We start from the raw sequence: 24,205 nt of genomic DNA on the forward strand, positions 1-24,205 counted from the left end.
AGACGAAGCTATTAGGTGCTCCTGCAATCACTCAAGGCCGAAAACGGCCGAGTTCGAGGTTAAGTATGATCGAAAACCAGAAGATCCGCCCAGCCCAGGTTATCGGCCCGCTCGGCGAGCCGCTGACGCTGGAGACGCTGCCGCCGCCGAGCACGACCCGCTGGGTGGTGCGCCGGAAGGCGGAGGTCGTCGCGGCGGTGAATGGCGGTCTGCTGAGCGTCGACGAGGTGTGCGAGCGCTACGGCCTGACGGTGGAGGAATTCGCCGGCTGGCAGCGCGCGGTCGACCGGTCCGGCATGCCGGGCCTGCGGGTGACGCGCATCCAGCATTACAAATCGCTGTACGAGCGCCAGCAGAAATATTGAGGGGCCGCGCGCCCGCTTTTCCATCCAATCCTTCGCCGCCGGCGGCCGGGGCCCCTCGCTCCGCCGGTTCCGAACCCGCCGGCCGCCATGCCGGCGGGTCTTTTTATGCCCGCGACGGGACATGGATCGGCTCCGTTCGACGCCTTCCAGGGAACCAAATTCGTTACCCAAGCGTATCAGCATGAGGAGCCGCACGCCCGGACGGCGCACTGCCCCCGCATCGCGTGCCGGCCAAGGAGGGCAAGATGAACTTCATTCTCTGGCTGATCATGGGTGGAATCATCGGCTGGCTCGCCAGCATCGTGATGCGGACGGATGCCCAGCAGGGCATTTTCCTGAACATCATCGTCGGCATCGTCGGCGCATTCATCGGCGGGCTGATCTTCACCGGCGGTTCGATCAACAATGCGGGCCTGTCGCTCTATTCGTTCCTGGTGTCGCTCTTAGGCGCGATCGTGCTGCTGGCGATCGTCAACCTGGTGCGGCGCGGCAGCGTCCGCTGACCCTTCCGATGCGGAAAGGGCCACGCCGGCTTTCGCCGGCGCGGCCCTCATCCGCCATTCGGGCAGGCCTTATTCCAGTTCGAAGCTGACGGCGACGCTGACGCTGAGCCTCTGCTCGCCCGCTTCCACCGCCGTGTCGGCGGCCTCGGCCTTCATCGCCGCCATCCGCACCATCGGCATCGGCGGCTGATAGCCCCCGCCCTGCTCGCTGATCGAGACGATCCGCTTCACCCGGAGCCCGGCCGCCTGGGCATAAAGGGCGGCGCGATCCCGCGCGGTGCGGATCGCGGCGGCGCGGGCCTCGTCCAGCGCGGCCTCCGGCTTGTCCACGGACAGGGCCGGGCCGCTGATCTGATTCGCGCCCTGCGCCACCAGCGTATCGAGGATCGCGCCCGACCGCTTCACGTCGCGGAAGCGGATGCTCACCTGGTTGGACGCCTGATAGCCGGTGATGACCGGCGGCTTGTTGTCGCCATAGCGATATTGCGGGCTGAGGTTGAGCGTGCTCGTCTGGATGTCGCGATCGGCCACGCCGGCCTTGCGCAGCGCCGCGACCACCGCCGCCATGCGTTCGGCATTTTCCGACATCGCCGCCCCCGCCGTGGGCGCCTGGGTGACGACGCCGGCGCTGATCGTGGCGATATCGGGAACACGCGTCACCTCGCCTTCGGCCACCACGTCCAGCCGGGTGCCCTGGATCGTCGCCGTCGGCGCCGCCTGGGCATGGGCCGCGGCCGCGAGCCCCATCGTCCCGGCCGCCGCGACGCCCGCCATCGCCATCATCGCCTTCATGCCCGCCATATGCTGCTCCCTGGTCGGAACGCCGCCGGAACTGGCGGCCGTTTCGGCACGGCTTCTTCCACCGCGCCGCTGGCTGCCGGCTGAACGATGCCGACAGCCGGCTGAAAGATTTCAGGGGATTGCCGTCAACGGCTGCGGACGTGCATGATGATCCGGTAGAGGACCAGCAGCGCGATCGCCCCCAGCGTGGCCGCGCCGAACTGGCGCATCCAGCCATCGACGCCGAGCCCCAATATCACCGCGACATAGCCCGCCAGCAGCGCGCCGGCGATGCCGAGCAGGATCGTCACCACGAATCCGCCGGGATCGCGCCCCGGCATCAGCAGCTTGCCCAGCACGCCGGCCACCAGCCCGATCAGCAGCCACCCCATCACCCCATGATTCATTGTTCTGGTTCCCATATTCTGGTTTTCGGTGCGCCCGTTCCGGCATCTGGCCCCGCCGCGAAGCGCCTGACAAGCGAAAATCGGGCCGATCCGTACCTTCCTGTGCGCGAAAGACGTGATAAGGAGCGGCAACGAAAATACCCGCTTGCGGTGGGCGCTTGAGGTGGGTGATATATTCAGATAATACAGCGGGCGGCGGATAGGCGTGGGGCCGTGTGCCGCAGGGTGGAAAGATGAAGGCGATGAACGTCGAACAGGGTTTCTGGCGCAAGCGGATGGAGACGATCGAATCCGTCGAGGGCGGCCAGGATGTGGGGAACGGCCGGCGGCGCAAGCTGCTGATTCTGGCGGGCATCGCGGTGGCGGTGCTGGCGCTGATCGCCTTCTTCGCCCTGCGCGGCGGCGAAGGCCCGGCCGCCCAGGGGCCGTCCCTGCCCCGCGTCACCGTGGTCGCCCCCGGCCGCCAGAGCGTGACCAACCTCATTTCCGCCACCGGCAACCTCGCCGCGCGGCGCGAAATGCCCGTCGGCGTGGCGGGCGAGGGCGGCATCGTCACCCGCGTGCTCGTCGAACCGGGCGACTGGGTGAGCAAGGGCCAGGTGCTGGCGACGGTCGACCGGCAGGTGCAGGTCCAGCAATCGGCGCAGATGCATGCCCAGATCGCCGCGGCCGAGGCCGATGCCCGGCTGGCCCAGAACGAGCTGGAACGCGCCCAGAAGCTGGTGGCGCGCGGCTTCGTGAGCCAGGCCGATATCGAACGCAAGACGGCCACGCGCGACGCGGCCCTCGCCAAGGTGCGGCTGGCCAGCGCCCAATATAATGAGATGAACGCCCGGCTGGGCCGCCTGGACATCCGCGCGCCGGAGGCCGGCCTCGTCCTCGCCCGCGCGGTGGAACCCGGCCAGATCGTGAGCTCGGCCAGCACCGCGCTGTTCCGCATGGCCAAGGGCGGCGAGATGGAGATGCTGGCCCGCCTGGCCGAAAGCGATCTCGCGACGCTCGCGGTCGGCCAGACCGCATTGGTGACGCCGGTGGGCACCACCACCAGCTTCACCGGCCAGATCTGGCAGCTTTCGCCGGTGATCGATCCGCTGACCCGGCAGGGCACGGTGCGCATCGCGCTCCATTACGACAAGGCGCTGCGCCCCGGCGGCTTTGCCGCGGCGGAAATCACCAGCGGCCATGTCCAGGCGCCGCTGCTCCCCGAATCCGCCGTGCAGAGCGACGAGAAGGGCAATTTCGTCTATATCGTCGATGGCGAGAACAAGGTGGTGCGCCGCGACGTGAAGACGGGTGCCGTTTCCAATGCCGGGATCGCCATCCTTTCCGGGCTCACGGGCAACGAGCATGTCGTGCTTTCCGCCGGCGCCTTCCTGAATCCCGGCGACAAGGTGATTCCCGAACGCGCGAAGGCGCGGCCGTAACGGCCGGCGGTAAAAGGCGAAGATAAATGGACTTCCGCAATATATCCGCCTGGGCCATCCGCAATCCGGTGGCGCCGATCGTGCTGTTCATCGCGCTCACGCTGGCCGGCATGATCGCGTTCAGCCGGCTGGATGTGAACCAGAATCCCGACATCAGCTTCCCGGCCGCACAGGTCGTCATCTCCCAGCCGGGCGCGGCCCCGACCGAGCTGGAGACGCAGGTGACGCAGCGCGTCGAGGCCGCGATCCGCGGCATCAACGGCGTCGACGAAATGTCCTCCTATGTGAGCGAGGGCAATTCGCGCACCTTCGTGCAGTTCCACATCGGCACGCCGGTGGACCGCGCCGTCAACGACGTGCGCGACGCGCTGGCCCGCATCCGTTCCGACCTGCCCGAAGGCATATTGGAGCCGCAGGTCGAGCGCGTCGACGTGGACGGCGGCCCGATCGCCTATGTCTCGGCCGAAGCGGTCGACATGACGCTCGAGGAATTGAGCTGGTTCGTCGACGATACCGTCGCCAAACGGCTGCTGACCATTCCCGGAATGTCCGCGGTGCGGCGCGGCGGCGGCGTGAGCCGCGAGATCCGCGTGATCCTCGATCCGGTCAAGCTGCAGGCGCAGGGCCTTACCGCCGCGCAGGTCAACGCCCAGCTCCGCCAGACCAACGTGAACGCGGCCGGCGGCCGGGCGGAGATCGCCGGCGCCGAACAATCCGTGCGCGTGCTGGGCAACGCCCGCAACGCCTACGAGCTGGGCCAGTCGCAGATCGCCGTCGGCGACGGCCGCTCGATCAAGCTCGCCGACATCGCCGACGTCCGCGATCTCTATGCCGAGCAGCGCTCGGTCGCGATGATGAACAACCGGCAGGTGCTGAGCTTCGCGCTGGAGAAGTCGAAGGGGGCATCCGACCTGGCCGTCTATGACGAAGCCAAGGCGATGCTGGCGAAGATCGAGAAGGAAAATCCCAAGATCAAGTTCACCGAGCTCTATACGAGCGTCGAATATACGCGCGAGCAATATACCTCCGCCATCCATGCGATGATCGAGGGCGCCGTGCTGGCGGTGATCGTGGTCTTCCTGTTCCTGCGCGACTGGCGCGCCACCGTGATCGCGGCGCTGGCCATCCCGCTTTCCGCCATCCCCACCTTCTGGTTCATGGACCTGATGGGCTTCACGCTCAACACGGTCAGCCTCCTCGCGCTCAGCCTGGTGGCGGGCGTGCTGGTGGACGACGCGATCGTGGAGATCGAGAATATCGTCCGCCACATGCGCATGGGCAAGACGGCCTATCAGGCCGCGATCGACGCCGCCGACGAGATCGGCCTCGCCGTGCTGGCGACGACGATGGCGATCGTCGCGGTGTTCCTGCCCGTGGGCGTGATGGGCGGCATATCCGGCCAGTTCTTCAAGCAGTTCGGCCTCACGGTCGTGGTGTCCGTGCTGCTCAGCCTCGCGGTCGCGCGCCTCATCACCCCGATGATCGCGGCCTATTTCCTCAAGGCCCATGGCGAGGAAAGCCATGGCGAGGGCTGGCTGATGGACGCCTATATGCGGGCGCTGCACTGGTCGATCACCAATCGCTGGAAGACGATGGGCATCGGCGCGCTCTCCTTCGTGGCGATGATCTTCACCTTCATGACGCTGCCCTTCACCAACCAGCCGACGATCAACACCGATTACAGCCAGGTGCAGATCCAGATGGTGCCGGGCGCGACGCTGGAGCAGACCAAGGCGGTCGCCCAGCACGTCACCGACATATTGAACGAGGCGCCCGAGGTGGCCGCCGCCTTCGCCGACGTGAATGTCGGTTCCGATACCAATGTCTTCATCACGCTCAAGAAGGATCGGAAACGCACCAGCGTGGAATTCGAGCGTGCGCTGGCGCCCAAGCTGCGCGACATACCCGATGCCCGTGTCAGCTTCCGTTCGCAATCGGGCGGGCTTGGCCGCGACATCACCGTGATGCTGGCGGGCAGCGATCCGGACAAGCTGAACGCGACCGCCAACAGGCTGGTCGCCGAGATGGCGCACCTGCCGCAGCTGCGCGCGCCGCGCGTCGATGGCGATCTGCAGCGGCCTGAAATCACGATCAAGCCGCGCCTCGATCTCGCCGCCAGCATGGGCGTGACGACCGCCGCGCTCAGCCAGACGATCCGCATCGCCACCCAGGGCGATATCGACCAGAATGTCGCGAAATTCTCGCTCAGCGATCGCCAGATTCCGATCCGGGTGGCGCTGAAGGAAGCATCGCGGCGCGATCTTTCGACGATCGAGAACCTGCCCGTGCCGACCGCCAACGGCGGATCGGTGCCGCTGAAGGTTGTGGCCGAGATCGGGTTCGGCGCGGGACCGTCGGAACTGCGGCGCTTCAACCAGAATCGCCGCATCGTCATCAGCGCCGATCTGGCGCCCGGCGCCGTGACCGCAGAGAATGAGATCAACGCGCTGCCGACGATGAAGAACCTGCCGCAGGGCGTGGAGCGCGTGTCCTTCGGCGACACCAAGATGATGGCCGAGCTGGTCAACAACTTCATCATCGCGGTGATCGCGGGCGTGTTCCTGGTCTTCGCGGTGCTGGTGCTGCTCTACAAGCGGATCATGCCGCCGCTGGTGAACATGGGGTCGCTGCTGCTGGCGCCGCTGGGCGGCGGCCTCGCCCTCCACCTCACCGGCAACCCCATCTCCATGCCGGTGCTGATCGGCCTGCTGATGCTGCTGGGCATCGTCGCCAAGAACTCGATCCTGCTCGTCGATTTCGCGCTGGAGGAGATGTACAAGGGCGTGCCCAAGTTCGAGGCGATCATGGACGCCGGCCACAAGCGCGCCCAGCCGATCGTGATGACGACGGTGGCGATGGTCGCCGGCATGCTGCCGGTGGCGCTGGCGATCTCCGGCGACGGCAGCTGGCGGGCGCCGATGGGCATCGTCGTGATCGGCGGCCTGATCCTTTCCACCTTGCTGACGCTGGTGATCGTGCCGGCCGCCTTCAGCCTGGCGATCGGCTTCGAAAGCCGGCTGGCGCCGAAGCTCAGCCGCTGGCTCACCAATAACGAGCCGCGCGAGGAAGGCCGGCCCGCGCCGCAACCGGCCGAGTGACGGGAATGGGGGCGGCGCCCATGCTCCGCCCCCTCGCCCCGGCAGGAAAACACCGCCCCGCCTTGAACCTTCGGCCGTAACGGTCATTGTTACGGACATGGCATTGCTCGCGCGTATCGGACTCGACCGTTTCAACCCCGCCCAGGGGGGAACGCGCGGGATGCGGATCGTCGCCACCGGGCTGCTTGTCGCCATGGCCGCCACCTATGTGCTGGCGCGCAGCCAGGAAGCGCGGGGGATGCCGGCCTGGGGCTATGTCCGCGCCTTTGCCGAGGCGGCGATGGTCGGCGGGCTGGCCGACTGGTTCGCCGTCACCGCGCTGTTCCGCCACCCGCTGGGCCTGCCCATTCCCCACACCGCCATCATCCCCCGCAACAAGGACAGGATCGGCGGCGCGCTCGCCACCTTCCTGCGCGACAATTTCCTGATCCCCTCGGTGGTCGCGCGCCGGCTGCGGCGGGCGGACGTGGCGGCGGCGGCGGGCCGTTTCCTCGCCCAGCCGCCTTCGGGCGAAGGACGGCTGCGCGAAGGCGCGTCCAAACTGGCCGCATCGATCCTCGAATCGCTGGACGACCAGAGGCTGGGCGGCATGGTGAAGGGCGCCGTGGCCGCGCGGCTGAAGGCGCTCGATATCGCGCCGCTGCTAGGCCAGTCGCTGCGGGCCGCCATCGCCGAGGACCGCCATGTGCCGCTGCTCGACGGCATCATCCTGTGGGCCGCGCGGACGCTGGAAGCCAATGAAGCGATGATCCGCGACATGGTGCACAAGCGCGCCGGCGCGATCATGCGCTGGACGGGGCTGGATGAGCGGCTGGCCAACGCCATCGTCGACGGGCTCAACAAGCTGCTCGCCGAGATGGCGGAGGACCCAACCCATCCGCTTCGCGCCAAGGCGGAGGAGGGTCTCGCCACGCTGGCGCTCGACCTCCAGCATGATCCGGCGATGCAGGCGAAGGTGGCCGCGTTCAAGGCGGAGATCATCGCCAATCCGGCGGTGGCGGCCTGGATCGACGGCCTGTGGCGGCAGGCGCGCGAGGCGCTGCTCAACGCCGCGCGCGATCCCCACGCGGCGATGGCCGGCCGCCTGGGCGAGGCGCTGCGCCAATTGGGCGAGACGCTGCAACAGGATGAACGGTTGCGCCGCACCATCAACCAGTTCGCCCGCCGCGCCACGGTGGGCGCGGTGGCCGCCTATGGCGATTCGATCGTCCGGCTGGTTTCGGATACGATCCGCGGCTGGGATGCGGGGACGGTGACCGACCGGCTGGAAGCCGCCGTCGGCCGCGACCTTCAATATATCCGCATCAACGGCACGGTGGTGGGCGGCCTGGTCGGCGTGGCGATCCATGCCGCCAACGCCTGGCTGCCGGCGCTGCGCTGAGCCCCCCAGCCTCTGGGAATCCTGTCCTTAAGCGAGGCGCGCCCGGTTCGGCATCTCCGATCCGGGCCGATGGTCCCACCGATCCAGCCAGCGCGCCACCGGAGTGCGCGCCAGCAGGTCGAGCCTGTCGGCACGGCGATCATAATCCCGCGCGGCATCGATCAGCACCTGCCGGCATGCCCCGGCCGGCAAGCTCCGCGCGACATCGCGACAGCGATCGGCATGCGCGCGCAGTTCGGATGATGTCATCAATGCAGCCTCCGCCTCTGGACGATGCTGCAATGCGGCAAGGCGCCCCCCGGTTCCTTGCGAAAAACGCATCCGGCCCGCCGCCGCCATGAAGCGAGGCCGCGGCGCGGCGAAGTGTCGCGGTTGCCAAGATACGGCTAAAGCATAGTTATCCGGTTGGCCGCGAACGCGCGATCTTATTCAATATTATTCCTATGAACCGCCGCACATCCCCGTTTCGGCAGTTCCGCCGCACGCACCGCCCCCCCTATTGGTCCGGATATTATCGCGCTCCCGCCGCCATTCCCGCACGGTCTTGCAGGTCTTATAGGATGCGACGAGCGAGCCGATCTTCTGGAAGCGCTTGCAGACGATTCGATCCTCGTTGTCCGCCGTCCGTTCGGGTGCGTCGGGATTGTCCTGCGGCGCCGGCGTGGTTTGCGCCTGCACCTGCACCGTCCCCGCCAACAACATCGCCCCAAGTAAAAGCTTAAGCCTCATTACCAACCCCCAAGTTGAACGCCGTCTGCTGGCATGATTCGCGTGTCGCGTAAATATGCTACCGCAAGGCCGCCCGATGCTATGTATTTCCCCGCATCGCTGCGCTAAGGCGCGGGCCATGACTGCGCCTGCCCCCAAGCCCTGGATCGATGCCATCGCGCCCTATGTGCCCGGCCGGTCCACCACCGATGACGGCCGCAAGGTCGCCAAGCTTTCCTCGAACGAGAATCCGCTCGGCACGGGCGAAGCGGCGCGGGCCGCCTTCGCCGCCGGGGCCGCGTCGCTCGATCGTTATCCCGATGCCGGCGCGGTCGCGCTGCGCGAGGCGATCGCCGCGCATTATGGCCTCGATCCCGCGCGCGTGATCCACGGCACCGGATCGGACGAGGTGCTCCACCTCGCCGCCGGCGCCTTCGCCGGCGTGGGCGACGAGGTGCTGTTCGTCCGCTACGGCTTTTCCGTCTACCCCATCGCCGCGCGCCGCGTGGGCGCGACGCCGGTGGAGGCGCCGGACACGGATTTCGCCACCGATGTCGATACGCTGCTGGCGCATGTCACCGATCGCACCCGCGTCGTCTTCATCGCCAATCCCAACAATCCGACAGGCACCTTCATCCCGCGCGCGGACCTGATGCGCCTGCATGCCGGCCTGCCTTCGGACTGCCTGTTCGTCGTCGACCAGGCCTATGCCGAATATCTCGATCCCGCCGATGACGACGGCGCCTTCGAGCTGGCGCAGACCGCATCCAACGTGCTGGTGACGCGCACCTTCTCCAAGATCTTCGGGCTGGCGGCGGAGCGGATCGGCTGGGGTTACGGCCCGGCGCCGGTGATCCAGGCGATGCACAAGATCCGCGCGCCCTTCAACGTCACCACCGCCGGCCAGATGGCGGCGGTCGCGGCGCTGGAGGACAAGGCCTTCGTCGCCCACAGCCGCGCGCATAACGATCGCTGGCGCGCCTGGCTGGAGGGCGAGATCGCGAGCCTCGGCAATGCCGGCCTGCGCGCGGTGCCGTCCAAGGCCAATTTCATCCTCGTCCTGTTCGAAGGCGAGGTGACGGCGGAGCAGGCCTATAAGGCGCTGATGGATCACGGCTATATCGTCCGCTGGCTGCCCGGCCAGGGCCTGCCGCAGGCGCTGCGCATATCGATCGGGACCGAAGCGGAGACGCGCGGCCTGGCCGACGCGCTGCGCCGGATCGTCGGCGCGAGCGCGACCGAGGCGGCCTGATGCTGCCATTCGCGCGGGTTTCGATCATCGGGCTGGGGCTGATCGGCTCCTCGATCGCCCGCGCGGTGCGCCAGCACATGCCGACGGTGCGGCTGACCGGCCATGATGCCGATCCCGGCGTCCGCGCGCGGGCGGTGGCGATCGACCTTGTCGACGATGTCGCCGATACGCCGGGCGCGGCCGTCACCGATGCCGATCTGGTGATCCTGTGCGTTCCGGTGGGCGCGATGGCGGCGGTGGCGGCGGCGGTCGCGGCGGACCTGCCGGCGGACGCGATCGTCAGCGACGTCGGATCGTCCAAGGCGGGCGTGGAGGCCGCGCTGCAGGCGGCCCTGCCCGGCGCCACCATCATCCCCGCCCATCCGGTGGCCGGCACCGAGAATAGCGGGCCGGACGCGGGCTTCGCCACGCTGTTCCACGGCCGCTGGTGCATCCTCACCCCGCCCGAAGGCGCGGGCGAGGCCGCCATCGTCCGGCTCACCGCCTTCTGGGAAGGGCTGGGCGCGAAGGTGGAGATCATGGACGCGCGGCACCATGACCTGGTGCTCGCCATCACCAGCCACCTGCCCCACCTGATCGCCTATACCATCGTCGGCACCGCTTCCGACCTGGAGGAGGTGACGCAGAGCGAGGTGATCAAATATTCGGCCGGCGGCTTCCGCGATTTCACCCGCATCGCCGCATCCGACCCGACGATGTGGCGCGACGTGTTCCTGGCCAACAAGGATGCGGTGCTGGAGATGCTCCAACGTTTCTCCGAGGACCTGACCGCGCTCCAGCGCGCGATCCGCTGGGGGGACGGCGACGCCTTGTTCGACCTGTTCACCCGCACCCGAGCGATCCGCCGCTCGATCATCGAGCAGGGACAGGACGACGCCCGCCCCGATTTCGGCCGCAGCCACGAATAGGCCGGGCCGCACCGCCCCGAAAACGAGAAAGGCCCGCCCCTTGTCCGGGGGCGGGCCTTTTTCTTTGCCGGAGGCTTGTCCGGTCAGCTGTTGAACGGCCGCTCCACCTCGCCCGGCGAGGGCGGGGCATCGGCGTCCAGCTCCGGCACCTCGACGAGGCCCCGGCCGACATGGCTCTTGCGATAGCCATAGGCGAAGTAGAGGACGAGGCCGATGCCGCCCCAGATCGGCAGCACCATCTGCGCCTCGAACGGCAGGCTGAGATAGAGGCCGACACAGCCGATCACCGTCGCCGGCGCGACGAACCAGAGCGCCGGCGTGCGGAACGGGCGGTGGCGGGCCGGATCGCGGCGGCGCAGCAGCACGACCGCGATCGCGACCGCGATGAAGGCGAAGAGCGTGCCGGCATTGGCGATGTCGGCGAGCTTGCCCACCGGCAGGAAGGCGGCCGCCAGCGTCACGCCGATACCGGTGATCGCGGTGATGATATGCGGCGTCTTCCAGGTCGGGTGGACGGTGGACAGCCGTTCCGGCAGCAGGCCATCGCGCGACATCACGAAGAACATGCGCGTCTGGCCGTAGATCATGACGAGGATCACCGAGGGCAGCGCCAGGAAGGCGGCGAGGCCGATCAGGTTGCCGACCTTGAAATAGCCGATCTCGCGCAGCACGTGCGCCAGCGCTTCCTTGGAGCAGCTGAGCGGCTCGCTGCCGATGCCGGCCAGCACCTGGCAGCGATCGGCCAGTTCCTTGGATCCCGGCGCCAGCCAGTCGCCCAGCGCGCTCATCACCGGCTGCGATCCCAGCGGCGATCCGATCGCGCCTGCCGCCACCAGCATGTAGAAGATGGTGCAGATCGCCAGCGATCCGATCAGGCCCAGCGGCACGTTGCGCTGCGGGTTCTTGGTCTCCTCCGCCGCGGTCGAGACCGCATCGAAGCCGACATAGGCGAAGAAGATCGAGGCCGCCGCGCCGATCACGCCGGCGCCGTTGCTGCCCGCCCAGCCCATCGGCGTGAAGGGTTCGAAATTCTCCATCCGCATCACCGGGATGGCGAGGACGATGAAGATGGTGAGCGCCGTCACCTTGATGGCGACGAGGACCGCATTCACCCGCGCGCTTTCGGTGGTGCCGCGGATCAGGAGCGCGGTGATCAGCATCGCGATCACCACCGCCGGCAGGTTGATGATGCCGCCCGCGAACGGGCCGCTGACCAGTTCCGGCGGCAGATCGATGCCGAACCAGCCCCGCATCTGCCCGACGAAATAACCGGACCAGCCGACCGACACCGCCGATGCCGCGACCGCATATTCGAGGACGAGCGCCCAGCCCACCAGCCAGGCCAGCAATTCGCCCATCACCGCATAGGTATAGGTGTAGGCCGATCCCGAGACCGGCACCATCGACGCCAGTTCCGAATAGCAGAGCGCCGCCACCGCGCAGACCGCGCCGGCGATGACGAAGCTGATCATCATGCCCGGCCCGGCCTTCTGCGCCGCTTCCGACGTGAGGACGAAGATACCGGTGCCGATGATGGCGCCGACGCCGAGCAAGGTGAGCTGCAGCGCGCCCAGCGAGCGGTGCAGCGATTTTTTCTCTGCGGTTCGCAGAATGGCGTCGAGTGATTTGACGCGCCCGAATATCATGAGGTGCTTTCCCCGAAGCAGACGGGCTGCGGCAATGCGCGGCCGCGCCCGGAATGACGTTAGCGTGAGCCTAAAGGCTAATCTTCACCGCGCAACAGATTATATGTGGGCGAGCATCGGCCCCAGCGGCCGCCCGGCGAAGATATGGACGTGGAGGTGCGGCACCTCCTGATGGCTGTCGAGGCCGGTATTGGCGAGGAGGCGGTAGCCCGGCTCCACCAGCCCGGCCGCGCGCGCGACCTGGCCGACGGCGCGGACGAAGCCGGCGATCTCGGCATCGCTCGCCCTGGCGCTGAAATCGTCCCACGAGACATAGGCGCCCTTGGGGATCACCAATATGTGGGTCGGCGCCTGCGGATTGATATCGTGGAAAGCCAGAGCGAAATCATCCTCATAGACGCGCTTCGCCGGCAGCTCGCCCCGCAATATCCTGGCGAAGATATTGCCGTCGTCATAGGGTTGGGTGGCGTCGATCGGCATCTTTCCGTTCCTTGATTATCCTATTCCGCCGGCCGCGCCGCCTTTTCGGCGAGACCGGACAGGCCCTCGCGCCGATCGAGCTCGGCCAGCACGTCGGCCAGCGGCACGTCCATCTCCGCCAGCAGCACCGTGAGGTGGAACAGGAGGTCGGCGGATTCCTTGATCACCTCCGCGCGATCGCCGGCCATGGCCGCGATCACGGTCTCCACCGCCTCCTCCCCCAGTTTCTGGGCGATCTTGGGCCGCCCGCGCGCGAACAGGCGGGCGACATAGGAGGTCGCGGCATCGCCGCCCTTGCGGGCGCGGACGGTAGCTTCCAGGCGGGTGAGGGTATCGGCCATGTGCCTAACTGCCGCGTGCCCCCCGCCGCCGTCAATCACGCGCGGACGGGCAGGCCGGCGGCGCGCAGCGCGGCGCGGGCCTCGGCAATGGAATGCTGGCCGAAATGGAAGATCGAGGCGGCGAGCACGGCGCTGGCATGGCCTTCCACCACCCCGGCAACGAGATGGTCGAGCGCGCCGACGCCGCCGCTGGCGATCACCGGCACGCGCACCCTGTCCGCGATCGCGCGGGTGAGCGCCAGATCATAGCCGTCGCGCGTGCCGTCCCGGTCCATCGAGGTGACGAGCAGTTCGCCCGCGCCCAGTTCCGCCAGCCGCACGGCATGGGCGACGGCATCGATCCCGGTGGGCTTGCGGCCGCCATGGGTGAAGATCTCCCACCGGCCGGGCGCCACCGCGCGGGCATCCACCGCGCCCACCACGCATTGCGCGCCGAACCGTTCGGCCATTTCGGCGACGAGTTCCGGCCGGGCGACGGCGGCGGAATTCACCGCCACCTTGTCCGCGCCCGCCAGCAGCAGGGCGCGCGCATCATCGACGCTGCGGACGCCGCCGCCCACCGTCAACGGCATGAAGCAGACGGCGGCGGTGCGCGCCACCACATCGAGGATGGTGCCGCGCCCTTCGTGCGTGGCGGTGATATCGAGGAAGCAAAGCTCGTCCGCCCCGGCCGCGTCATAGACGCGCGCCTGCTCCACGGGATCGCCGGCATCGGCGAGGTCGACGAAGTTCACGCCCTTGACGACGCGGCCGCCAGCCACGTCGAGGCAGGGGATGATCCGGGTGCGGACCGTCATCCCCGCGCCACCGAAAGCGCCGCGCGCAGATCGAGCCGGCCGTCATAGAGGGCGCGGCCGGTGATGACGCCTTCGATCCCCTCGCTCGCATTGCGGGCCAGTTCCAATATGTCGCCGAGATCGGCGACGCCGCCCGAGGCGATCACCGGGATCCGCGTGTGCCGCGCCAGGCGGACCGTCGCATCGACGTTGCAGCCCTTGAGCAGGCCGTCGCGGCCGACATCGGTGAAGAGCAGGGCCGCCACGCCGACATCGGCGAAGCGCTGGGCCAGCTCCACCACCGGCACGTCGGACACGTCCGCCCAGCCATGGGTGGCGACCATGCCGTCGCGCGCATCGACGCCGACGACGATGCGGCCGGGCAGATCGCGCGCGGCCTGCTTCACGAATTCGGGATCGTCGAGCGCCGCCGATCCGATCACCACCCGATCGACGCCGAGCCCCAGCCAGCGATCGACCGCCGCGCGATCGCGGATGCCGCCGCCCACCTGCACCTTGCCGGGGAAGGCGCGGATGATCGCTTCGACCGCATCGGCGTTCACCGCGCGGCCGGCAAAGGCGCCGTCCAGATCGACGACGTGGAGATGATCGGCGCCCGCTTCCGCGAAGATCGCCGCCTGCGCCGCCGGATCGTCGCCATAGACGGTGGCGCGGGCCATATCGCCTTCGGCCAGGCGCACGACCTGCCCGTCCTTCAGATCGATGGCGGGAAAGACGATAAGGCTCATGCGGTTCGACCCATCTTCCTGTTATCCTGCACGATGCTGTCGCCCCGCTTGCCCGTTCACGGCCGCCAGCCGAGGAAGCGGGCGAGGAAGGCGAGGCCGTAGGCCTGGCTCTTTTCCGGGTGGAACTGCACGCCGACGATCGTGTCGCGCGCCACCGCCGCCGTCACCGGGCCGCCATGATCGGTGGTCGCCGCCAGATGCGCGGGATCGACGCCGTCGAAGGCGAAGCTGTGGAGATAATAGGCCTCGCCCGCCTCGATCAGCGGGGCGATGCCGGTGGGCCGCACGTCGTTCCAGCCCATGTGCGGCACCTTGAGCGCCGGATCGGCGGGTTCCAGCACGCGCACCGTGCCGCCGATCCAGCCGAGCCCGGCATGGCGGCCATGTTCCTCGCCCGCATCGGCCAGCAGCTGCATGCCCACGCACACGCCCAGGAAGGGCCGGCCGCGCACCCGCACCGCCTCCGCCATCGCATCGACCATGCCGGGAATCGCCGAAAGCGCGCCCATGCAGGCGGCGAAGGCGCCGACGCCGGGCAGCACGATGCGGTCGGCCGCCAGCACCATGGCGGGATCGGCGGTGACGTCCACCCGTTCCGCCCCGGCCGCCCGGAGCGCGTTTTCCACCGATCTCAGATTGCCCGCGCCATAATCGACGAGCGCGATGCGCTCAGCCGCCATGATCCCCGATCTCGTTCCCGCCGGTTCCCCCGAGCGTGCCCTTGGTCGAGGGCACCGCATCCGCCTTGCGCGGGTCGATCTCCACCGCGATGCGGAGCGCGCGGGCCAGCGCCTTGTAGGCGCTTTCGACGATATGATGATTGTTGCGGCCGTAGAGCGTCTCGACATGCAGCGTGATGCCGGCCGCCTGCGCGAAGCTGTGGAACCAGTGCTCGAACAGCTCCGAATCCATCTCGCCCAGCCGGGCCTGGGAAAATTCGGTGCGCCACACCAGATAGGGCCGGCCCGAAATGTCGATGGCGACGCGGGTCAGCGTCTCGTCCATCGGCGCATAGGCCGTGCCGTAACGGGTGATGCCCCGGCGATCGCCCAGGGCCCTGGTCAGCGCCTCGCCGATCGCGATCGCGCTGTCCTCGGCCGTATGATGCTGATCGATATGGAGATCGCCCTTCACCGCGACCTTGAGGTCGATCAGCGAGTGGCGGGAAAGCTGCTCGATCATATGATCGAGGAAGCCGATGCCGGTCGACACCTCATAGCTGCCGGTCCCGTCGAGATTCAGTTCGACGCGGATGTCGGTCTCGCTGGTCGTCCGCTGGATAGTGGCCGTGCGCATGGCCGTCGCTATAGCGTCGTCACCCGATCACGCAACGAGGCTATTGACCCTGAATGGCACAATGTCCACGAAGGCAGGCATGAGCGAGACACCGCCCGACAGCCTGATTCCCTATGACGAGATCGTGCAGGAGGCCCTGCGCGCCGTCGTCGGCCGCGTGCTCGGCGAAGTGCAGGCCAATGGCGGACTGCCCGGCCAGCACCATTTCTACATCACCTTCAAGACGCATGCGCCCGGCGTGGACATTCCGCAGCACCTGACGGAACGTTTCCCGGACGAGATGACGATCGTCATCCAGCACCGCTTCTGGGACCTGAAGGTGCGCCCCGACGCGTTCGAGGTGGGCCTTTCGTTCAACCAGATGCCGGCCAAGCTGGTGATTCCTTTCGCGGCGGTGACGGGCTTCGTCGATCCGGCCGTGAATTTCGCCCTGCAGTTCCAGGCGCAGGACGATGACGAGCCGCAGGAAACCGCCACAGCCGGCAACGACGCCCCGATCGCCGAGCCGATCGAGGACGGCTCCAACGTCGTCTCGGTGGATTTCACCCGCAAGAAATAAGCGGCGGCCGGCGGGTCTCCGTAGCGGTATCGGCCGTCGGCGCCCCGGAATTTTCCGGGCGGCGCTGGAATCCGGTGCCGTCACGCGCCATCTTCGCAGGCACGGCGGGGCCGTCCGCCGGCATACGGAGACGAGCATGTCCGCTACCCGCACCGAAACCGACAGCCTGGGCGCGATCGAGGTTCCCGCCGACGCCTATTGGGGCGCGCAGACCCAGCGTTCGATCGAGAATTTCCCCTTCGGCGCCACGGAGCGGATGCCGATCGGCATCGTCCATGCGCTCGCCATCGTGAAGCAGGCGGCCGCGCACGTTAACCGGGCGCACGGGCTGGCGGGCGAGAAGGCGGATGCGATCGAGGCCGCCGCCGCCGAGGTCGCCGCCGGCAAGCTCGACGACCAGTTCCCCCTCGTCATCTGGCAGACGGGATCCGGCACCCAATCGAACATGAACGTGAACGAGGTGATCGCCGGCCGCGCCAACGAGCTGCTGACCGGCACGCGCGGCGGCAAGAGCCCCGTCCACCCCAATGACGACGTGAATCGCGGCCAATCCTCCAACGACAGCTTTCCCACCGCTTTGCATGTCGCCGCCGCGCTCGCCGCCGAGCGGCGACTGTTCCCGGCGATCGACCGGCTTTATGCCGCGCTGGAGGCCAAGGCGAAGGAATGGGCCGATATCGTCAAGATCGGCCGCACCCATTTGCAGGATGCGACGCCGCTCACCCTCGGCCAGGAATTTTCCGGCTATGCCCACCAGATCTATCGCGACCGCCGCCGGATCGAGCCGGCGGTGCGCCACGGCATGGCGCTGCTGGCGCAGGGCGGAACGGCGGTGGGCACCGGGCTCAACGCCCCGGCGGGCTTCGGCGAGGCGATCGCGGCCGAGATCGCGCGGCTGACCGGATTCGCCTTCGAGACCGCGCCCAACAAGTTCGAGGCACTGGCTTCCAACGATCCGATCGTCCACTTATCCGGCACGCTTTCGACGCTGGCCGTGTCGCTCACCAAGATCGCCAACGATATCCGGCTATTGGGTTCCGGCCCACGCTCGGGGCTGGGCGAGATCGACCTGCCGGCGAACGAGCCCGGCAGCTCGATCATGCCCGGCAAGGTCAACCCCACCCAGTGCGAGATGCTGACGATGGTGGCGGCGCAGGTGATCGGCAACCATCAGGCGATCACCGTCGGCGGGCTGCAGGGGCATCTGGAGCTCAATGTCTTCAAGCCGATGATCGGCGCCAACCTGCTGCGGTCGATCGATCTGCTGGCGACCGGCATGGACAGCTTCGCCGGGCGCTGCGTCGAGGGGCTGGAGGCGAACCGCGCCCGCATCGCCGATCTGGTCGATCGGTCGCTGATGCTGGTGACGGCACTCGCGCCCGAGATCGGCTATGACAATGCCGCCAGGATCGCCAAGCATGCCCATGCCAACGGCCTCACGCTGCGCGAGGCGGGGCTGGCGCTCGACCTGGTGGACGAGGCGACCTTCGACCGCGTGGTGCGGCCCGAAACCATGATCGGCTGATCGGGCGATCCCGCCCGTCCTTTCCCCGAAAGCGACGGGCTTTCGCGGGGCGGCCATGGGAGTGGCGCCCGCGATTGCGCGCGGGGGCCGCCGGGTCTAGCCCTTGGGCGATTAGGAGAGAGCATCATGGCCTACACCCTGCAGCAGCTTTCGGATTTCGAGGATATCCGCACCCTCAAATATCGCTACTTCCGTGGCATCGACACCGCCGACATCGGCCTGCTGAGCGACATGTTCACCGACGACATCTCGGTCGAATATCGCGGCGGCGGCTATAAGGTGAAGCTGCAGGGCCGGGAGAATATGCTGGAATTCCTAGCCAATTCCTTCAATTCCGATTGCGCGGCGATGCACCAGGGCCACCAGCCCGAAATCACGCTGACCGGCGAGGATACGGCCGAGGGGATCTGGTATCTCGAGGATATCTTCGTGAACCTCACCGATCGCACCCGCACCGAAGGCACGGCGATCTACCGCGACCAGTATCGCCGGGTGGACGGCACGTGGAAGCTCGCCCGCACCGAATATGATCGCGTGATCGAATTCGTCGACAAGCTGCCCGCCGATGTCGAGATCAAGTCCAACCTGCTGGCCCGCACCGGCCGCAAGCCGGCCGACCGCACCGATATCTCGCACATGATATCCTGGGCGGCCTGATCCCCCGCCTCGCCGCTTGACGGAACCGCAAGGGGCCTTCACGCGCTGTTCCGTCGCGTAAGGCGGAGGAATGGAATGATCGGCAAGTTGATTGGCGCGCTCGTCGGCGGGGAGATCGAACGGCGCGAGGGCGGCCGCGGCATCAAGGGCGCGGTGATCGGCGCGGCGGTGGCCGGCGGCCTGCGCCGGCTGGGTCCGATCGGCCTCGCCCTCGGCGCGGGCTATGTCGCGAAGAAGGCGTATGACCGGCACCGGGATCGCACGCGCATCTGATAGGCCCGACGGCGTATAGCGGCACCAACCCGCTCCCCTACCCGGCCACCCATAGGATATTGCCGTGGGTGGCCGGGTAGGGGAGCGGGCGGTGCCGTTTCAAATCAAAATCTCGAAGCGCGCGCCGTCCGCTTCTTCCGGCGGCGCCAGCGCGATGGTGCCGCCATGCGCCACCACGATCCGGCGGGCGAGGCTGAGGCCGACGCCGGTGCCATTGGACTTGGTGGTGAAGAAGGGCAGGAACACGTCGTCGCGGAACCCCGCCGGCACGCCGGGGCCGTTGTCGGTGATCGCGATCAGCGTGCGGCCGCCGGGCATCGGCGTCAGCTCCAGCCGCACCGCGGGCTCCGCCGCATGGCCGGCGGCCGCCTCGGCCCCGTTCTTGAGGAGGTTGATCGCCACCTGCGCCAGCAGATCGGGATCGCCATCGACCAGCATGTCATCGGGCACGGCCACGTCCAGCCGCACGTCCCCGCCCTGCGCCGACGCCGCGAACAGCCGGCCGATCTCCTCCGCCCAGGGCCGCCCGGCGAAGCGGCGCACCGCCACCTCGGGCGTGCGGATGAACTGGCGGTAGGTTTCCACGAAATGCATGATCCCGGCCGCGCGCCGGGCCAGCGTCTCCACCGCCAGGCGGGCATCGCCGATCGCGGGATCGCGGCCGTCATCCACCTCGCGCATCAGCCCGGCGGCGCTGGCGGCGAGCGAGGTGACGGGCGTCATCGAATTCATGATCTCATGCGTCAGCACCCGCACCAGATCGGCCTGCGCGCCGATCTCCACGGCGTTGAGCTCGCTCTGGATCGGCTGCACCGAAACCAGCCGCATCTCCGCGCCCATGCGGGCGATTCCGGCGGCGACCAGCATCGCCCGCTGGGCGGCACCATCCAGCAGCATCGTCGTCAGCCGCCGCTCGCCGGGGCGGATCGCCTCCAGCGCGGTGGTGAAGGTCGATCCGTGGATGGCGAAATCCTCGCGCCGGACCCCGGCCACCCGGCGGAACAGCTTGCGCGCCGCCTTGTTCGCCAGATCGATCCGCCCTTCATCGTCGATGGTGAGGAGCGCGGTCGGCGATTCATCCACCAGCGCGGCCGCGAACCGGCCCTCGTCCGCGATCGCCAGCCGTTCCTCGCGCAGCCGGCGCATCGCCTGGTCGAGCGTGCGGCCAAGCTCGTCGAAGCCGCTGCCCGCGCCCGCCCGGCCGAAGGCCTGCGAAAGATCGCCATGGCCCAGGCTTTCAACGAAGCGCGCCACTTCCATGTTGGTGCGGCGGATATGGCCCCAGAGATGAACGGCGGCCGCGATCACCGCCGCGCCCGCCACGATCCGCGTGGCGCCGAGATCCGGCTGGTGCAACGTCCACATCAGCAGCATCGCCGCCGCCAGCAGCAGCGCCACCCGCCAGGCGAGGCCGATCGCGAAGGCGCGCCTAAAGCCCATGCTTTTCCATCCTGCGATAGAGCGATCCCCGCGTCAGCCCCAGCTCGGCCGCGGCGGCCGAGATATTGTAGGCATGCTTCTTCAGCGCGCGTTCGATCATCTGCCGCTCGGCGCGTTCGAGGTTGAGGTCCTGCGCGGGCGGCGGCGCGGCGGCGGGCGAAAGCCGGATCGGCGCGCTGGCGCGCGGCAGCGGGAAATCGGCGGCGGCGAAGCTGTCGCCCCGCGCCAGCACCACCGCGCGCTCGGCCGCATGGCGCAATGCGCGGACATTGCCGGGCCAGTCATAGGCGACCAGCTCCGCCAGGAGATCGGCCGGCACGGCACGTTCGGGCGCGCCATATTTGCGGGCGTAGAAGCGCAGGAAATTATCGAGCAGCAGCGGAATATCCTCGCGCCGGCGGCGGAGCGGCGGCAGCTCGATCTCCACGGTGTTGAGGCGGAACAGGAGGTCCGGGCGGAAGACCGCCTCGTCGGCCAGCCGATCCGGGGCGAGGTTGGTGGCGGCGACCACGCGGACGTCGATGTCGACGGGGCGGTTGGCGCCCACCGGCGTCACCCTGCGCTGTTCGAGCGCGGTCAGCAGCTTGGGCTGGAGGTGGAGGGGCAGATTGCCCACCTCGTCGAGGAACAGCGTGCCGCCGTCCGCCGCCTGCATCCGGCCGATGCGATCGGCGCGGGCGTCGGTGAAGGCACCCTTCACATGGCCGAACAGTTCCGAATCGAACAGATTGTCCGCCACGGCGCCGAGATCGACTGACAGCATGACGCCATCGGCGCGGCGGGAGCGGCGGTGGATCTCGCGCGCGACCAGTTCCTTGCCGGTGCCGTTCTCCCCCAGAATCAGCACGTTGGCGTCGGTGGGCGCGGCGCGTTCGATCAGGGACAGCACGTGCGCCATCGCCGGCGACCGGCCGAGCAGCGGCGTTTCGCCCGCCGGCGGGGCGGCGATCGCGGCGGCGCGCGCTTTTTCCACCCCCGTCTCCCGGCGCGAGGCGCGCAGCGCCGCGGCGGTGCGGACGGTGGCGAGCAGGCGTTCGTTGGCCCAGGGCTTGGTGACGAAATCGGTCGCCCCCTGCTTCATGGCGTTCACCGCCACCTGCACCCCGCCATGGGCGGTGATGAGCACGATCACCGCCTGGGGATCGGCCTCCAGCATCCGCCCCAGCCAGCGGAACCCTTCCGCCCCGTCGGTCGCCCCGCGCGCGAAATTGGCGTCGAGCAGGATCACATCCGGCTCACGCGCGCGCATCAGCGCCAGCGCTTCCTCCGGCGAGGTGGTCGTCACCACATCGCGGAAGAGCTGGCGCAGCAGCAGCCGCGCGGCGAGGAGGATATCCTCGTCATCGTCCACCACCAGGCAGAGGTCAAAAGATCGTTCGCCCGCCATTCCGCTCCCTTTCCAGCGCCCCTTCTAGGGCCTGTCCGAAACCGGACAATCAAATAGCGTGCCATTTCCGCAAGGCCCCGCGCCCGCCGGCCCCTTTCGCGGCGATGGCCGGCGACTGTCCGCGACCGGACACATCATCTGTCCGGAAACGGACACCCGGCCACCGCGACCGGCGGCCAAAGCGCTGAAATCCGTGGATCGCGATGCTGGCACGAAGCTTGCGACGCCGGAGGCCATGCCTGTCGTAACCCTCAAATCCAGCGATGCCGGCGACACCGCCGCCACCCCGCCTTCGGGCGGCGCGATGGACCGCATCGTCGAGCGCAAGCGCCTGCCGGCGCGGATCAAGATCGGCCTCTGCGCCGCGGCCGGGGCCGTGGTGCTGGCCGGCGCCTGGTGGCTGGCGCCTTCGGGCAGCAGCCAGACGGTGGCCGCATCGCATGTCGCCATCGGCGAGGTGCGGCAGGGCGTGTTCGAGGATTTCCTGCCGCTGCGCGCCCGCGTCACCCCGCTCGTCACCGTCTATCTGGATGCGGTGGAGGGCGGCCGGGTGGAGAAGGTGCTGGTGGAAGACGGCGCCACCGTCGTCCAGGGCCAGCTTCTCGCCGTGCTTTCCAATGCCGACCTCCAGCTTTCGGTGCTGGCGCGGCAGACGGAAGTGACCGAGCAGCTCAACAACATGCGCAGCCAGGAGCTGGCGCTGGAGCGCAACCGGCTGGACAACCAGCGCGCCATCATCGAATCGGATGCCGCCGCCGCCAAGGCCCACCGCCAATATGAGCGCGAGGCCGCGCTGGTCGAGAAAGGCTGGGTCGCCAAGAAGACCTTCGCCGACACCGCCGAGGACTATAATTTCCAGCAGCGCCGGGCGAAGGTGCTGCGCGTGGCGCAGGCCACCGACGAGCGGCTGCAATCCCAGCAGCTCGCCCAGCTGCGCCGATCGGCCGAATCGCTGCAGACCAGCCTCGCCATCGCCAACGCCAATCTCGATGCGCTCAACCTGCGGGCGCCGGTTTCGGGCCAGCTCACCGCCTTTTCGATCCAGGTCGGCCAGTCGATGAAGCAGGGCGAGCGGCTCGGCCAGATCGACAGCCCCGGCCGCAACAAGCTGGTCGCCGGCGTCGACGAATTCTATCTGGGCCGCATCCAGCCCGGCCAGACGGCGGTGCTGGACCATGGCGGCAAGCCCTATCGGCTGAAGGTCGCCAAGATCTATCCGCAGGTGCGCGACGGCCAGTTCGAGGTGGACCTGCAGTTCGTGGGCCCCGAGCCCGCCGGCATCCAGCGCGGCCAGGGCCTGCAGGCGAAGCTGACGCTGAGCGATCCCGCGCCCGCCCGCATCATCCCCAACGGCGCCTTCTACAACGACACCGGCGGCGCCTGGGTGTTCGTGGTGTCCCCCGACGGCCGCAGCGCGGAGAAGCGCAGCGTCCGCCTGGGCCGCCGCAACAGCGATTTCATCGAGGTGCTCGACGGGCTGGAACCCGGCGAACGCATCGTCACCTCCCCCTATACCGGCCTGACGGACAAGGCCCGGCTCGACCTCTCGGACAAGGACTGAAAGCCCATGCTCAGCCTGCGCAACCTTTCCCGCGCCTATCGCACCGATACCGTGGAGACGACCGCGCTCGACGCGATCGACCTCGATATATTGGAGGGCGAATTCCTCGCCATCATGGGGCCTTCGGGCTGCGGCAAATCGACGCTGCTCAACATCCTCGGCCTGCTCGACAGCCCGACGGGGGGTTCCTACAAGTTCCGCGACACCGAGGTGGCGGGGCTGCCCGAGCCCAAGCTGGCCGACATCCGCAAGCGCCACATCGGCTTCATCTTCCAGAGCTTCAACCTGGTGGACGAGCTGAGCGTGCGCGAGAATGTGGAGCTTGCCCTCCTCTATCACGGCATCCCGGCGGCCGAGCGGCGCAAGCGGGTGGAGCAGGTGATGGACCGCGTGGGCATCGCGCATCGCGCCGACCACCGCCCCAGCCAGCTTTCCGGCGGCCAGCAGCAGCGCGTGGCCGTGGCCCGCGCGGTGGTGGGCAAGCCGGCGCTGGTGCTGGCGGACGAGCCCACCGGCAACCTCGACACCCAGCATGGCGAGGAGGTGATGCACATGCTGCAGGCGCTGAACCGCGACGGCACCACCATCGTGATGGTCACCCATTCACCCGCGCACGCCGATTATGCGAGCCGCGTCGTCAACATGCTGGACGGGCGCGTCCTCGTCGAACGCCGCCGCGCGGCCTGAGC

Annotated in this window: 26 protein-coding genes; 13 read left to right on the plus strand and 13 right to left on the minus strand. The window is 68.4% G+C overall.

Features of this window, described 5'->3' with window-relative positions:
* Positions 1 to 65: 65 nt before the first annotated feature.
* Complete coding sequence (gene sciP, locus CV103_RS00400) at positions 66 to 365, plus strand: CtrA inhibitor SciP (protein WP_015458821.1); 300 nt, start codon at positions 66 to 68, stop codon at positions 363 to 365.
* Between the two features lie 245 nt (positions 366 to 610).
* Positions 611 to 868 carry a GlsB/YeaQ/YmgE family stress response membrane protein gene (locus CV103_RS00405; protein ID WP_015458820.1) on the plus strand — a complete coding sequence of 86 codons (258 nt, stop codon included), beginning with the start codon at positions 611 to 613 and terminating at the stop codon, positions 866 to 868.
* A gap of 69 nt (positions 869 to 937) precedes the next feature.
* Here the strand turns inward: CV103_RS00405 and CV103_RS00410 are convergent, their stop codons facing one another.
* Both CV103_RS00410 and CV103_RS00415 read right to left on the minus strand, forming a co-directional pair.
* Positions 938 to 1,660 carry an SIMPL domain-containing protein gene (locus tag CV103_RS00410; protein ID WP_041865329.1) on the minus strand — a complete coding sequence of 241 codons (723 nt, stop codon included), beginning with the start codon at positions 1,658 to 1,660 and terminating at the stop codon, positions 938 to 940.
* Positions 1,661 to 1,794: 134 nt separating this feature from the next.
* On the minus strand, positions 1,795 to 2,055 hold the full coding sequence (locus tag CV103_RS00415; RefSeq protein WP_015458818.1) for a GlsB/YeaQ/YmgE family stress response membrane protein: 261 nt from the start codon (positions 2,053 to 2,055) through the stop codon (positions 1,795 to 1,797).
* A gap of 275 nt (positions 2,056 to 2,330) precedes the next feature.
* Here CV103_RS00415 and CV103_RS00420 point away from each other — a divergent pair, with 275 nt between their 5' ends.
* From CV103_RS00420 to CV103_RS00430, 3 genes are all read left to right on the plus strand, one after another.
* Entirely contained in the window at positions 2,331 to 3,479 is a 1,149-nt protein-coding gene (locus tag CV103_RS00420) for an efflux RND transporter periplasmic adaptor subunit (protein WP_041865328.1), read from the plus strand.
* A gap of 26 nt (positions 3,480 to 3,505) precedes the next feature.
* A complete protein-coding gene (locus CV103_RS00425) occupies positions 3,506 to 6,577 on the plus strand; it encodes an efflux RND transporter permease subunit (RefSeq protein ID WP_015458816.1) in 3,072 nt (1,023 codons plus the stop codon).
* Positions 6,578 to 6,674: 97 nt separating this feature from the next.
* Positions 6,675 to 7,958, plus strand: a complete 1,284-nt coding sequence (locus CV103_RS00430; RefSeq protein WP_211314312.1) for a DUF445 domain-containing protein — start codon at positions 6,675 to 6,677, stop codon at positions 7,956 to 7,958.
* Between the two features lie 27 nt (positions 7,959 to 7,985).
* On the opposite strand, the gene CV103_RS00435 is transcribed toward CV103_RS00430, so the two are convergent.
* Together CV103_RS00435 and CV103_RS00440 are read right to left on the minus strand one after the other, a co-directional pair.
* Entirely contained in the window at positions 7,986 to 8,207 is a 222-nt protein-coding gene (locus tag CV103_RS00435) for a hypothetical protein (RefSeq protein WP_070931669.1), read from the minus strand.
* Positions 8,208 to 8,399: 192 nt separating this feature from the next.
* Positions 8,400 to 8,687: a hypothetical protein gene (locus CV103_RS00440; RefSeq protein WP_144062030.1), complete on the minus strand. Its 288-nt coding sequence runs from the start codon at positions 8,685 to 8,687 to the stop codon at positions 8,400 to 8,402.
* A gap of 118 nt (positions 8,688 to 8,805) precedes the next feature.
* Between CV103_RS00440 and hisC the strand changes: the two genes are divergently transcribed.
* Together hisC and CV103_RS00450 are read left to right on the plus strand one after the other, a co-directional pair.
* The gene (hisC, locus tag CV103_RS00445) at positions 8,806 to 9,918 is read left to right on the plus strand and encodes a histidinol-phosphate transaminase (RefSeq protein ID WP_070931665.1); all 1,113 of its coding nucleotides are present in this window, start codon (positions 8,806 to 8,808) and stop codon (positions 9,916 to 9,918) included.
* Positions 9,918 to 10,826, plus strand: coding sequence for a prephenate/arogenate dehydrogenase family protein (locus CV103_RS00450; protein ID WP_070931663.1), 909 nt, complete (start codon positions 9,918 to 9,920; stop codon positions 10,824 to 10,826). Before hisC ends, CV103_RS00450 begins: the two co-directional genes overlap by 1 nt.
* Positions 10,827 to 10,909: 83 nt before the next feature.
* Here the strand turns inward: CV103_RS00450 and CV103_RS00455 are convergent, their stop codons facing one another.
* The 7 genes from CV103_RS00455 to hisB form a co-directional block, all read right to left on the minus strand.
* Positions 10,910 to 12,472: an amino acid permease gene (locus CV103_RS00455; protein ID WP_107393586.1), complete on the minus strand. Its 1,563-nt coding sequence runs from the start codon at positions 12,470 to 12,472 to the stop codon at positions 10,910 to 10,912.
* 99 nt (positions 12,473 to 12,571) lie between these two features.
* Positions 12,572 to 12,952 carry a histidine triad nucleotide-binding protein gene (locus CV103_RS00460; RefSeq protein WP_015458809.1) on the minus strand — a complete coding sequence of 127 codons (381 nt, stop codon included), beginning with the start codon at positions 12,950 to 12,952 and terminating at the stop codon, positions 12,572 to 12,574.
* 20 nt (positions 12,953 to 12,972) lie between these two features.
* Positions 12,973 to 13,293, minus strand: a complete 321-nt coding sequence (locus CV103_RS00465) for a phosphoribosyl-ATP diphosphatase (protein WP_070931657.1) — start codon at positions 13,291 to 13,293, stop codon at positions 12,973 to 12,975.
* Between the two features lie 35 nt (positions 13,294 to 13,328).
* Positions 13,329 to 14,090: an imidazole glycerol phosphate synthase subunit HisF gene (gene hisF, locus CV103_RS00470; protein WP_107393587.1), complete on the minus strand. Its 762-nt coding sequence runs from the start codon at positions 14,088 to 14,090 to the stop codon at positions 13,329 to 13,331.
* A complete protein-coding gene (gene hisA / locus CV103_RS00475) occupies positions 14,087 to 14,818 on the minus strand; it encodes a 1-(5-phosphoribosyl)-5-[(5-phosphoribosylamino)methylideneamino]imidazole-4-carboxamide isomerase (RefSeq protein ID WP_107393588.1) in 732 nt (243 codons plus the stop codon). Before hisA ends, hisF begins: the two co-directional genes overlap by 4 nt.
* A 56-nt stretch (positions 14,819 to 14,874) precedes the next feature.
* Positions 14,875 to 15,498 carry an imidazole glycerol phosphate synthase subunit HisH gene (gene hisH, locus CV103_RS00480; RefSeq protein WP_107393589.1) on the minus strand — a complete coding sequence of 208 codons (624 nt, stop codon included), beginning with the start codon at positions 15,496 to 15,498 and terminating at the stop codon, positions 14,875 to 14,877.
* The gene (hisB, locus tag CV103_RS00485) at positions 15,488 to 16,114 is read right to left on the minus strand and encodes an imidazoleglycerol-phosphate dehydratase HisB (protein WP_015458804.1); all 627 of its coding nucleotides are present in this window, start codon (positions 16,112 to 16,114) and stop codon (positions 15,488 to 15,490) included. Before hisB ends, hisH begins: the two co-directional genes overlap by 11 nt.
* 79 nt (positions 16,115 to 16,193) lie before the next feature.
* On the opposite strand from hisB, the gene CV103_RS00490 reads away from it, so the two are divergent.
* The 4 genes from CV103_RS00490 (at position 16,194) to CV103_RS00505 (ending at position 19,128) form a co-directional block, all read left to right on the plus strand.
* The gene (locus CV103_RS00490) at positions 16,194 to 16,673 is read left to right on the plus strand and encodes an SspB family protein (protein ID WP_107393590.1); all 480 of its coding nucleotides are present in this window, start codon (positions 16,194 to 16,196) and stop codon (positions 16,671 to 16,673) included.
* A 136-nt stretch (positions 16,674 to 16,809) separates the two neighbouring features.
* Complete coding sequence (gene fumC / locus CV103_RS00495) at positions 16,810 to 18,198, plus strand: class II fumarate hydratase (RefSeq protein WP_107393591.1); 1,389 nt, start codon at positions 16,810 to 16,812, stop codon at positions 18,196 to 18,198.
* Between the two features lie 126 nt (positions 18,199 to 18,324).
* Positions 18,325 to 18,855 carry a nuclear transport factor 2 family protein gene (locus CV103_RS00500; protein WP_015458801.1) on the plus strand — a complete coding sequence of 177 codons (531 nt, stop codon included), beginning with the start codon at positions 18,325 to 18,327 and terminating at the stop codon, positions 18,853 to 18,855.
* A 75-nt stretch (positions 18,856 to 18,930) separates the two neighbouring features.
* Positions 18,931 to 19,128, plus strand: a complete 198-nt coding sequence (locus CV103_RS00505) for a hypothetical protein (protein WP_015458800.1) — start codon at positions 18,931 to 18,933, stop codon at positions 19,126 to 19,128.
* 99 nt (positions 19,129 to 19,227) lie between these two features.
* Here the strand turns inward: CV103_RS00505 and CV103_RS00510 are convergent, their stop codons facing one another.
* Both CV103_RS00510 and CV103_RS00515 read right to left on the minus strand, forming a co-directional pair.
* Complete coding sequence (locus CV103_RS00510) at positions 19,228 to 20,568, minus strand: sensor histidine kinase (protein ID WP_015458799.1); 1,341 nt, start codon at positions 20,566 to 20,568, stop codon at positions 19,228 to 19,230.
* A complete protein-coding gene (locus CV103_RS00515) occupies positions 20,558 to 21,955 on the minus strand; it encodes a sigma-54-dependent transcriptional regulator (protein ID WP_107393592.1) in 1,398 nt (465 codons plus the stop codon). Before CV103_RS00515 ends, CV103_RS00510 begins: the two co-directional genes overlap by 11 nt.
* A 235-nt stretch (positions 21,956 to 22,190) precedes the next feature.
* On the opposite strand from CV103_RS00515, the gene CV103_RS00520 reads away from it, so the two are divergent.
* Positions 22,191 to 23,516: an efflux RND transporter periplasmic adaptor subunit gene (locus CV103_RS00520; protein ID WP_015458797.1), complete on the plus strand. Its 1,326-nt coding sequence runs from the start codon at positions 22,191 to 22,193 to the stop codon at positions 23,514 to 23,516.
* A gap of 6 nt (positions 23,517 to 23,522) precedes the next feature.
* Positions 23,523 to 24,203 carry an ABC transporter ATP-binding protein gene (locus CV103_RS00525; protein WP_015458796.1) on the plus strand — a complete coding sequence of 227 codons (681 nt, stop codon included), beginning with the start codon at positions 23,523 to 23,525 and terminating at the stop codon, positions 24,201 to 24,203.
* The last annotated feature ends 2 nt before the right edge of the window (positions 24,204 to 24,205 follow it).

Origin of the sequence: Edaphosphingomonas fennica (genome assembly GCF_003034225.1) — a bacterium.
GTDB lineage: Bacteria > Pseudomonadota > Alphaproteobacteria > Sphingomonadales > Sphingomonadaceae > Sphingomonas_E > Sphingomonas_E fennica.